The 11,438-nt window shown below is 40.7% G+C and carries 11 protein-coding genes and 1 riboswitch; of the genes, 7 read left to right on the forward strand and 4 right to left on the reverse strand.

The genetic code is table 11. The features are described from left to right. Positions 1 to 146: 146 nt before the first annotated feature. A complete protein-coding gene (locus QNK26_RS15515) occupies positions 147 to 590 on the reverse strand; it encodes an Lrp/AsnC family transcriptional regulator (RefSeq protein WP_319224762.1) in 444 nt (147 codons plus the stop codon). 134 nt (positions 591 to 724) lie between these two features. Between QNK26_RS15515 and QNK26_RS15520 the strand changes: the two genes are divergently transcribed. Then, on the forward strand, positions 725 to 1,312 hold the full coding sequence (locus QNK26_RS15520) for a LysE family translocator (protein WP_319224764.1): 588 nt from the start codon (positions 725 to 727) through the stop codon (positions 1,310 to 1,312). 99 nt (positions 1,313 to 1,411) lie between these two features. Here the strand turns inward: QNK26_RS15520 and QNK26_RS15525 are convergent, their stop codons facing one another. Next, the gene (locus tag QNK26_RS15525; RefSeq protein ID WP_319224766.1) at positions 1,412 to 1,594 is read right to left on the reverse strand and encodes a hypothetical protein; all 183 of its coding nucleotides are present in this window, start codon (positions 1,592 to 1,594) and stop codon (positions 1,412 to 1,414) included. Positions 1,595 to 1,838: 244 nt separating this feature from the next. On the opposite strand from QNK26_RS15525, the gene QNK26_RS15530 reads away from it, so the two are divergent. From QNK26_RS15530 to QNK26_RS15545, 4 genes are all read left to right on the forward strand, one after another. Continuing rightward, a complete protein-coding gene (locus QNK26_RS15530) occupies positions 1,839 to 2,213 on the forward strand; it encodes an MmcQ/YjbR family DNA-binding protein (RefSeq protein WP_319224768.1) in 375 nt (124 codons plus the stop codon). A 97-nt stretch (positions 2,214 to 2,310) separates the two neighbouring features. Beyond that, complete coding sequence (locus tag QNK26_RS15535) at positions 2,311 to 3,003, forward strand: TetR/AcrR family transcriptional regulator (protein WP_319224770.1); 693 nt, start codon at positions 2,311 to 2,313, stop codon at positions 3,001 to 3,003. After that, positions 2,990 to 4,318, forward strand: coding sequence for an efflux RND transporter periplasmic adaptor subunit (locus tag QNK26_RS15540; protein WP_319224771.1), 1,329 nt, complete (start codon positions 2,990 to 2,992; stop codon positions 4,316 to 4,318). Before QNK26_RS15535 ends, QNK26_RS15540 begins: the two co-directional genes overlap by 14 nt. A 2-nt stretch (positions 4,319 to 4,320) precedes the next feature. After that, positions 4,321 to 7,419, forward strand: a complete 3,099-nt coding sequence (locus QNK26_RS15545) for an efflux RND transporter permease subunit (RefSeq protein WP_319224772.1) — start codon at positions 4,321 to 4,323, stop codon at positions 7,417 to 7,419. Between the two features lie 62 nt (positions 7,420 to 7,481). Here the strand turns inward: QNK26_RS15545 and QNK26_RS15550 are convergent, their stop codons facing one another. Next, positions 7,482 to 8,318, reverse strand: a complete 837-nt coding sequence (locus QNK26_RS15550; protein WP_319224773.1) for an EAL domain-containing protein — start codon at positions 8,316 to 8,318, stop codon at positions 7,482 to 7,484. Positions 8,319 to 8,577: 259 nt separating this feature from the next. Beyond that, positions 8,578 to 8,910: a hypothetical protein gene (locus tag QNK26_RS15555; protein WP_319224775.1), complete on the reverse strand. Its 333-nt coding sequence runs from the start codon at positions 8,908 to 8,910 to the stop codon at positions 8,578 to 8,580. Positions 8,911 to 9,279: 369 nt separating this feature from the next. Here QNK26_RS15555 and QNK26_RS15560 point away from each other — a divergent pair, with 369 nt between their 5' ends. Both QNK26_RS15560 and QNK26_RS15565 read left to right on the forward strand, forming a co-directional pair. Beyond that, entirely contained in the window at positions 9,280 to 9,630 is a 351-nt protein-coding gene (locus tag QNK26_RS15560) for a phasin family protein (protein ID WP_101061098.1), read from the forward strand. Between the two features lie 356 nt (positions 9,631 to 9,986). Continuing rightward, a riboswitch (purine riboswitch) is annotated at positions 9,987 to 10,088 on the forward strand. A gap of 93 nt (positions 10,089 to 10,181) precedes the next feature. Then, positions 10,182 to 11,438: NCS2 family permease (locus tag QNK26_RS15565; protein ID WP_319224776.1), on the forward strand; the 1,257-nt coding region annotated here is incomplete at its 3' end.

The raw sequence follows: 11,438 nt of genomic DNA on the forward strand, positions 1-11,438 counted from the left end.
AAGTATAAATAGGTGAGTATCTCTGGCTGATATAGATACAGATACAGGTACAGAATAATTACCGGATAAAACTAAATCCAATACTAATTTAAATTGCGAACAACGATGTGAACATTGGATTAATCAAAAAAATAACGAACAAAGTATTAAGCCCGCTCATCTTTGGCTGTTTCCATCACCACCAGCGTGGTAATTGAATTTACTTGTGGGATCTCACCAAGTACATCGGAGTGAAAGCGTTTATAAGCCGTAAGATCGGCCGTTTCGACCCGCAACAGATATTCGCTGGCACCTGTCACATTGTGGCACTCGGTCACCTGCTTCACATCCATGATTTGTTCTTCAAAGCCATGCTGTGATTTTTTACTGTGACTAGACAGACCAATCGTGACGTAAGCGATAAAACCAATACCCAGTTTTTTAGCATTAAGCGCAGCGCGATAACCCTGAATAACGTCGCTGCGTTCGAGCTCTTGTACACGCCGTAATGTCGCAGAAGCAGATAACCCGATCCTTTCTGCAAGCTCGACATTAGACAACCTGCCGTTTAATTTCAGCTCACGCAAGATCCTTTCGTCAAACCTATCCATAACCACCATTCCTTGTGTATTTTAATCATTTTCAATAAATATAGGCACAAAATTTACCGCATACTCGCTTAAAATACAACTAAACATAATAACTCTAAACAACAATCGACCTTAACAACTAAAATGGATATGAAATGGAATATCAACAACTTATAGCATTAATAACATTTGCCTTTGTTTCTACTGTATCACCAGGACCTAACAATATTATGCTAATGACCTCAGGTGCAAATGTCGGATTTATGCGCACACTACCGCACATGCTGGGGATTATTATTGGATTCAGTATGATGGTCATCTTAGTAGGTTTTGGCTTAATGGGATTATTTACCGCCTATCCAATTGTGCAACAAACATTGCGTATCATTAGCATGATTTACCTGGTTTATTTAGCGATTAAGATAGCCAAAAGTAAAGCAATGACAAGCGCAGCATCTGATTACCAACCAATGACATTCCTTGCGGCGGCAAGCTTTCAATGGATAAACCCAAAAGCATGGACAATGGCATTAACCGCAATAAGTGTTTACGCTTCATCGACTGCACAACAAGATATTTTGTTGGTGTCGTTAATCTTTGGATTGGTGAATGTACCGTCAGTAAGTCTATGGACGACAGCAGGCAAAAAACTACAAACAATATTACAAGTGCCACACCGAATTAAAATGTTTAACTACTGTATGGCAGGATTGTTGATCGCATCGATTCTACCTATGGTTTGATTTTATAGGCGGGGAGAAAAGTACAGGTCTCTGAGATGAAAATATTAAGTGGACACAACTAGCACATTCAAGTGCCAGTTGTGTCCACTTATGGCGAGTCTAATTAATCTTACGGAAAAAGATATCAGAACTGCCATTGTCATCGTCCTGTATCAGATTGCTAGCTAAAGAAGTAAAAGCCACGTAGTGACCGTCAGCACTGATTGAAGATTCAATACTGTCTGCGTTCCCTTGACCACCGTCAATGGCGACGATAATCTTCTCGGAACTGCATGCAGACAAAAAAGTTGCGCATAGTCCGAGCAGCAGCGTCCTCCAAGCAGCAATCCGTAAGGTGGATATGTTCATCATCCCCCCCCTTTTGATGATAGGGCTTAGATGTTGAGTATAGGAAAGATAAGGATCCAGTCAATGTTGGTTAAAACAAGGTAGCTCCTCTAATGAAGGTTTATAGCTAGTCATTATTATGCCAATCTATAGGATATAGAAATAATAATGACCAATTTAAAACCCAAGGAACCCGCTCATGACTTACGATGAATTCAATAAATTTTGCGGTTCACTAGCAGCAACCACCTATGTGATGCAGTGGAACAATTCGCATGTCTGGAAGATTGGCGCTAAGGTTTTTGCGATAGGTGGTTTAGGCAAAGATAATCAGCCCGCGTTTATTTTTAAAACCTCAGATCTTAACTTTGATTTTTTAAGTGATCAGCCAGGTTATAAACCAGCCCCCTACTTTGCCTCCCGTGGCATGAAATGGATACAACACTACGACAGTTCAGTACAAACTGACGAAGAATTAACGTATTACCTTAAAGAATCCTATCGAATTGTGTCGTTAGGTCTCACAAAAAAATTGCAAAAACAGCTAAACTTAAATCAAACGCAAGCACAATAATTTACTCAAAATCGCCAAAGTGGAAAATTAATCATCTGGATAATTTAACTAAACAGGTTCAGAATTATCCAACTGATTAATTAATGATGGTGTAGACATGGATCATAACGATACTGAAGATGATAACAAAGGCGAAACCGAAGTTCGTAATATAGGCAGGCCAACAAAATCTTCCGACAGCAATATTCGCCAACATCTAATGACAGTGGCATTTGATCTCTTTGCCAAACATGAATATAACCAAGTCAGCACCCGTAAGGTGGCGGCGGCAGCCAATACCACTCCCGCGATGATCCGCTATTACTTTCAGAATAAAGAAGGTTTATTTCACGCTGCCATGTCGCAATATCGTCAGCCAATGTTAGACATTTTTAAACGTTATGTTGCTAAACCACAAGTACAGCACCTGCATGATATATTTTTGCTGTACTACACCACCATGCAAGAAAATAAAAGCTTACACCATATCGTCAGACGTAACATGACCAGCAATGATAATCCGCAAATTAAAGCGCATATTATTCAAGAAGGACCACAACAGTCCTTCAGATTAATTAAAAATATGTTCACAAAACTGCAGGCCCAAGGCGACATAAAACCGGAGTTTGATCCAGAAATGTTAACCGTACAAATGCTCAGTTTATGCATCTTTCCTTGTGCATTTAAGCCTTTGATTCAACAGTTAACAACAACCGCTATCGACACACAGTTTTACCGTCAATTAGCACAACAAAACTTCACCTTATTAATCAACTCAATTACGACGGAGCAATACAATGAAGAAATCTAAACTACTGTGGCTACCAATCGGCGTTGCTACAGGGTTAGGTATCATGGCGATCAATAATGCCATCATGAAAAAAGACGTTGTATTAGAAGTAATTGAGCCTGCACAAAGCGTCTATGTGAGTCATATCCAAACGCAGCATATTGCCCCTGCGGTAAAAGGCTACGGTAATGTGGTGGCTAAAAATAAGTGGCAAGCCATTTCCGAAGTGAACGGTAAGGTAATTTATAAAAACCACAAATTACAACGTGGTACCTTCATCAATGGCGGGGTCGAATTAATCCGTATCGATCCTACCTCTTACCAATTGAATCTCAATACCGCACAGGCCAATTTAGACAATATTAACTCTGAAGTTGAAAAACTTGATATTGAAAAGCAACGCCTGACACGTTCATACCAAGTCGAACAGAAAACCCTCGCCCTCGAAGAAAAAGAATATCAGCGTAATATCAAACTGAATAAAAAAGGCACCATCTCGGCATCCAGTTTAGAGCAACAAGAGCGAGTGTTATACAATACCCAGCTACAGTTAAATGATTTAAAAGCCCAAGTAAAACAAATACCGGCATTAAGGCGCTCCCTTGAAGCACAAATATCGCAAGCGCAAAGCCAAATAGATCAAGCCAAACTCGATTTAGAACACACCATCATTACCATGCCGTTTGATGGTCGTATTATTGATGTTAGCGCTGAGCTGCAACAATTTGTGTCCACGGGCAGCAGTCTAATTTTAGCCCATGACGTATCCAAGCTAGAGGTGGAAGCAAAAATGCCCACCAGCCAACTTAGCCGTTTAATACACAGTTTGAAACAAGACCGCGAAATACTGGATAATCTCAACGCAGTACCCGATATTGCCATTGCCAATTTAAGCGCACAGATCACTTTGCGTAGCTCATCATCAGAAACCCACTGGCAAGGTAGAGTCACCCGTATTTTAGGTGAAATAGATGCCCGTTTAGGCACCGCAGGTTTAGTCGTTGAAGCTGACTTTGATTTCCTTGAATTCATAAAACGTAATGATCCCAATGACAGCCCGATTATCTCGGGCATGTTTGTTGAAGTGACCGTCAATGGACAAGCATTACCGCAATTAACCGTGCCACTACAAGCGTTGCATAACAATCGTTTATATCTAATCGATGAAGATAATAGGCTGCAACTACAAGAGGTTGAAGTGTTGTTTATTCGTGACCAGATAGCAGCAATTAAAGCCCCAGGTCTTAAAGCTGGTCAGCAAATTGTATTATCCGATATTATCCCTGTTGCCAATGGCTTAAAGCTAGCGCCAACAGTATGGACTGAGGATAAATAACAATGATCCAATTCTTTACCAAGCACCCTACGGCTGCCAATTTAATCATGGTAATGTTTCTCGCCTTAGGCGCGATCACACTGCCAGATATGAAACGAGAGACCTTCCCCGACTTCTCGGTAACCATAGCGCAAATTACCGTGCCCTATCCTGGCGCCAGCCCAGAGGATGTCGAACAAGCCATTTGTTTGCCCATTGAAGATGCCCTTGATGGTATCAATAACCTTAAAAAACTAACCTGTAGTGCCAGTGAAGGCGTGGCAATCACAACGGCTGAAATGACCCATGATGGTAATGGCACCACCTTTATTTCGGATATTAAAACCGAAGTGGATGCCATTGACCAGTTCCCCGAAGAAGCTGAAACTACAATAGTAAAACAGCTGATGACTTACGATGATGTCGTCAGTTTAGTGATTTACAGTGACATGGAGAAACAAGAACTTAAGCTGTATGCCGAAGATGTGAAACGTCGTTTAAAACGCTTAAAAGGCATAGCTCAAGTTGAAATTAACGGTTTCTCTGATCCGCAACTACGAGTTGAGCTCGACCTGCTGGCATTGCGTCAACTCAACGTCTCCGTGCAGGATGTCGCCACTCAAATCGGCAAACAAAATGTGAAGATGCCCAGTGGTAATTTAAATACCCCAAGTAGTACCATTTTACTGCGTTTTGATGCCCAACGTTATACCCCGCGAGAACTGGGTGACATCATTGTATTGAGTAATGAAGATGGTAGTAAAATACAGTTAAAAGACATCGCCACCATCACTCAACGGTTTGAATTAGACGAATCTAAGATAACGGTCAATGGTAAACAAGGCACCATGCTCGATATCAAAAAATCGAAAGCCGATGATTCTCTTAATGTGCTTGAAGAAGTGCAGCAGTTTATTGAAGATGAAAAACTTAAAACACCTGATAGTATCGAATTCTCTCTCACCAAAGACATGGCATCCGTAGCCAAAGATCGTCTCGATCTGTTGCTGTCAAACGGTTGGCAGGGTTTCATCTTGGTATTCTTAGTCATGTGGTTATTCTTCCCTTGGCGTTATGCAATATGGGTGGCGATGGGCTTACCGGTTTCTTTCCTTGCCAGCATGTATGTACTGTCATTGGTGGGGATCAGCTTAAACCTGATGTCGATGGTGGCACTGTTAGTCGCGATCGGACTCTTGATGGATGATGCCATTGTGCTATCCGAAAGTGTCGCCCATGAATTATCCAAAACGGAAGACAAACTAGCTGGGATCGTAAAAGGGGTAAACCGAGTTAAAAATGGCGTTTTCTCCTCCTTCTTAACCACAGTGGCTATCTTTGGTTCACTGGCATTTCTTGAAGGTGACATGGGTGAAGTACTTAAAGTGATCCCGATAACCTTAGTGATCACCTTGAGTGTGTCCTTAGTTGAAGCATTTTTAATCTTGCCACATCACCTTTATGCATCCGTTAAAGATGTTGATGACAGCATTGATGAAAACAGCTTTAAAGGCCGCTTTAACAACAAGTTTGAGCACTTTCAGTTTAATATGTTACCAAAAGTAATTGGCTTCGTGATCGACCGCCGCTATATAGTTACCGCCGGTATTATCGCCTTGTTTATTGGCACCATATCACTGGCGTCCAGTGGTTTGTTACGCTTTTCAGCCTTTCCCGAAGTGGAAGGAGACTGGGTTCAGATCACCGTGATGATGCCACCAGGCACCCCTTTAGAGAAAACGGATAACGTCGTATCTCGTATTAGCAATGATATCAAGATCACCAGTGCCAAGTTTGGCGAACAGCCCGATGGCGAATCGCTATTAAAATATATCACAGTACAAAGTGGTGAAAACTCCGATGCGGGAGAAAGCGGTGAACATGTCGCGACTATCTTTGTTGACCTACTGACATCAGAAAAGCGTGATACCCGTATGGCTGATTATTTAGGCTCATTACAACAACAAATTGGCACTATCCCGGGCGTAACCAACCTGATCATTCGTGAGCCAGCTATCGGTCCCGCTGGTCGTGCTATTGATATAGAACTCAGCCACCCAGATATTCAGACCTTGAAAGATGCCGGCAATGAATTGGGCAATTATCTATCCCAATTTAATGGTGTCAGCAACATTATTTCCAATCTGCGTGACGGCAAACCAGAACTGCGCATGTCATTACTGCCCGGTGCAGAAACCTTTGGTGTGACCGGACAAGATATTGCCATGCAATTGCGGGCAGCATTCTTTGGTATTACCGTCGATGAGTTACAGATTGATGGTGAAAATGTGGAGTTAGATGTGCGACTGGCCGAGCGTTTCCGTTCTGACCTAGCTTATTATGAAGATTTCCCGTTTACCTTAGCCGATGGTAGCCAAGTACCACTCGCCAGTATTGTAAAAGTAGAACCAGGGCGTGGTGTCAGTCAGCTAAACCGCATTAACAATATTCGCACTATGTCGTTAAAAGGTGACATCGACAAAGAAAAAGCCAATACCGTTGAATTAATGACCCAGATGAAAAAAGACTTTGTGCCGATCCTGACCCAGAAATACCCCGGTATTGAAGTGCGTCTTGGTGGTGAAGTTGAATCAACAGCAGAAACCGGCAACTCGATGATGAAGAGTTTCTCGATTGGTTTGTTCGTGGTATTTGCAATATTGAGTTTTCAGTTCCGCAGCTATGTTGAACCTGTCATTGTGATGCTCGCGATCCCGCTAGCGCTTATTGGCGTGTTCTGGGGTCACTTCATGTTGAATTATGATCTCACCATGCCGTCAATGCTGGGCTTTACCTCATTGGCTGGGATCGTGGTAAATAACTCCATCTTGCTGGTGCAGTTTATCAAAGAAAATTTAGCCATAAGTAATGACATTCGACAAGCGGCGATACATGCAACGACCAGCCGTATTCGTGCGATTTTAATCACTACAGCGACAACGGCAGCCGGACTGATGCCGATACTACTGGAACAAAGCATCCAAGCACAGGTTATCATCCCACTGGTTGTGGCGCTGATTTTTGGCTTACTCGCATCGACCTTGTTGATCATTCTCATCTTGCCAGCCTTCTATGGCATCTTAGATGACTTTGGCTTAACTGAGCGCCATAAAGAAGCATAAATGCCTATTGGACAACCATACTATTAATCGAGCCTTCGGGTAAGACTAATAGTATGGTTACTTTATATTTCCGCTTTAACCGAGTGTTTGGCTAACGGTTCTGGTTTTGCTAACTTTTGCGATCTTGCTAATTTTTGGGGTTTTGCCAAATAGTAGCCCTGAAAATAATCCGCACCAGATTCCATACAGCGATCAAACACAGCTTTAGTCTCGATACCTTCAGCAATGGTCTTGGCGTTAATATCATGACCAATATTCACCGCGTGATGAAATTTGCTGTACTTAAATACCGCTAACAAATCGACAATGCTTTTATCGATTTTCAAATAATCAGGTTTAATACTTCTAACTCGCGCTTCTGTCGAATAAGCACTACCATAATCATCAATGGCGACTTCAATGCCAAAATCAGCGAGTTTCTGTATCCCATTCAATACCGATTCCAGATTGCGATCTTCAAACTCAATGATTTCATATACCAATTGCGTCGGTGATACGCCAATTTTTTGCAATCCGTTGATTAAAGTATTAACCGCAATTTCACTATTAGACAGGATCTCAAATATCACCGGCGTAACATTAATAAAGAGTTTTTTATCGTAATAGCAGGAACGAGAGAAGTTTAACATGTGGATAATGGCACAAATTAATGTCGCAATAACACTCTCTTCATCATTATCACTGATTGATTGGAAGTAATCATGGGGGTTAACCGTAGTACCATTAGTATCAAAAATTCTAGCTAGTGCTTCGACACCATATATATGACGCTCGCGATCAAAAATGGGTTGAAACACGCTGGTAAACGTTAAGCCTTGGTAAGTGATATAAGCACCATATTCGGCGTCCCGTTTGATAAGTTCGATAATATCTCTGTGAAGTAGTGCATAGTTTTTCATAAAGTCCATTTTACAGTACCGTATTCCCTATCAGCGATAAGCCTATTTTTATCAATAAAAAAACAATAACATGAAATAATGAACCGCCTGCTTAATGCTTACGCACCCTTACATTGGCGGGTGTTTTTACTTCATATTATGACGAACAGCACACCTCTTTGGTGTTAAAATAGCATGGATTTTAATATCAAATTACAGATACAAAAAAGCCAGGCACAAAATGCATCTGGCTTTTTAAAACAAAGATAAACATAATTAACTAAGCACAAATGCCAATGCTCGTTGTCACCTCATCAAACCAAGGTTGGCTTTCGCAGTCGAGTTCGGCATCAAACTTGCGTGCTAACATTGACTGTACTTTTTTAATCGCATCACTGGCAATCAATACTTTCTCGCCTGCAATATTATTGTTATTTAAAGCGAGTTCATTGGCATAATTCAACAAGTCTGCAGCAGATTCCAAATTAAACGAAGCTGTGTGTAAGATATCTAAGCTTGCTTGTGTATAGTTAGATGAGCGAATAAAGCTAATTTCTTGCTTTACGCGTGAGATAAGAGCCAAGCCATCTTTTATTAATATTTGAAATTCCACTGTTAGCCTCTCAATTAAATTTAAGTCTGCCGGATTATAGTCTCCATCCTCAATAAACCGATGTTGAATATAATTAAATTTTCGTTATAACAATGCAACTGGTCATAAAAAACAACATATGATTACAAATAGTAAGATAGCTGCTCAATTAGTAACTCGCCACTATTCATAGAAACTAAAATATAGGCAAAACCAGCGCGACCCTACTTGGATAATTATAGTTCAGTGAAGCATAGTTAGACTGAAAAACCATTCTAAATTAAGCTTTATTTTTCTGTAAAACTAAATCCACAATTTGTATGCATTTTCTAATTTAAAACCCTATTCTGACTGCATCAAATCGAAACGCACCCTGAAAGGATAAGAACCATGACACAATTAAACGTAGTTGATACAGCTAAGAAACTTTGGAGCAGCAAAGACGAAATCGCTAAAAACATTTGGTTAGCAGGTCTTGGTGCATACGGTAAGAGCATTGATGAAGCAAACAAAGTTTCAGACAAATCTTCAACGTTATTCGAAGAACTTGTTGCTAAAGGCACTAAGATTGAAGAATCAGCAAAAGAAAAATTGTCTGATAAAAAAATCTCTACCGATGTTTTAGAAACACGCGTAAACCAAGTGTTCACTAAAATTTCAGGTGTTGATAGCACTAAAGTTGACGCGCTAAACGCTAAAGTTGACGAATTAACGAAAGCAATTGCTGAACTTAAAAAATAATTATTTTTAACGTTAAGTAGTACTTTATAACGTTGATAGATATGGTGGGCCTAGGCTCGCCATTTTTCGTTTCTGGCACTTTAAAACAAGATGAAGCACAAATTAACATCAAGTTCACCACTTTTCATTCAAAAATCCAGCCATAAAGTATATTATCGAGCTGCTCAAATATTGACCACAAAGTCAGTTACCTTAAAAAACTTTAATATTACCCTGTTATAACTCTAAATCTCTTCAAAGCCCTATAAGTAGTAGTTCCCCATCACAATACCAGCTGTTTATACCCTAGATATAGCCCTGTTTTAAATGTTCACCTAGCACAAAAAAATTGACAAGCGCGTCAACATCTTTAAGATGCCCCGCAAGCAATGTGACGTTGTATAATTTTGGCAATATGGGCCTTAAGTCTCTACTCTGAAACCGTAAATTTCAGACCTACAATGAAGCAGGATAATTGTACCTTTTTTCAGGTATGGTTCCCCTACCCAAGTTTATACTTCGGAATATTGTCATTTTAAATCAACCAACTTAATAGTAATGGATGTTTATTAATGGACAAGTACTTCCTCCTGTCTGCGCGTGGCGCAACTGTAAAAAATGAAATCTACGCCGGTTTAATTACCTTTTTAGCGATGAGTTATATCTTAGCAGTGAATCCGGCAATCTTAGGAAGCATCGAAGGGATAGATAAAGGCTCAGTCTTTACTGCTACCGCGTTGTCTGCAGCTATCGCAACATTCATTATGGGTGCGTTCTCTAAATATCCAATTATGTTAGCACCGGGTATGTCGATGAATGGCTTTTTTAAAGCTATCTTACTCGGTGGCGGTATCTCATTACTTTGGCATGAAGCACTATTTGCTATTTTCCTTTCTGGCTGTTTGTATTTAATTTTAAGCTTAACACCGGCTCGCAAGGTGATGATTGAAGCCATTCCCGAAGATTTAAAACTCGGTATTGCCGTTGGCCTGGGTTTATTTGTTTCGTTTCTGGGTCTAAAAAATGCCGGCATCATCGTTAGTAACCCGTTTATTCTGGTAAGCATGGGCGATGTATACGATCCGAAAGTATTCATTGCTCTCGTCAGCATCTTCATTGCGATTGGCTGTTTAGTCCGAGACATGAAACTTGCGACGGTTATTTCGTTTATCTCGTCGATTATTTTAAGTTTATTAAGCGATCACTTCCTGGGGAGTAACTTAATTACCATACCCACTGAAGTGTTCTCTATGCCACCAAGCTTAGCCCCAACATTCGGTGCCATCTTTGATTTATCACAGCTGACAATGCCAAAGCTAAGTGATTTAATCTTCTTAGTTGTTATCTTCTTTATTGTCGATTTCTTCGATGGGCTAAGCACCATTGTTGGTGTTGGCCGCGACGCGGGTATTATCGGAAAAGACGGAAAAGTACCCAACGCAAAATCGGCATTAATTGCTGATTCAGGCGGGACCATTATTGGTACTATATTAGGCACAACGTCAATTACCGCTTACTCTGAATCTGCAGTAGCCTCGTCGTTGGGTGCTAAAACAGGTATCAGTGCGATAACGGCGGCCGTATTGTTCCTAGTGTCTATGTTCTTGTACCCAATTTTCTCAATTTTTACTTCTGCGATTGTTGCTCCGGCACTGGTTGTTATCGGTATTTATATGATTAAGAACTTAGCTGGCATTAACTGGGAGAAGAAAGAGTCTGCCATTCCAGTATTCTTTATCATGGTATTTAGCTTGTTAACCTTTTCGCCTGCAAATGGTATGGCAATGGGTTTCATCAGCTACTGTTTCGTAATGCTAGTACAAGGTGAC

This window comes from Moritella sp. (assembly GCF_033791185.1).
Taxonomy (GTDB): Bacteria; Pseudomonadota; Gammaproteobacteria; order Enterobacterales; family Moritellaceae; genus Moritella.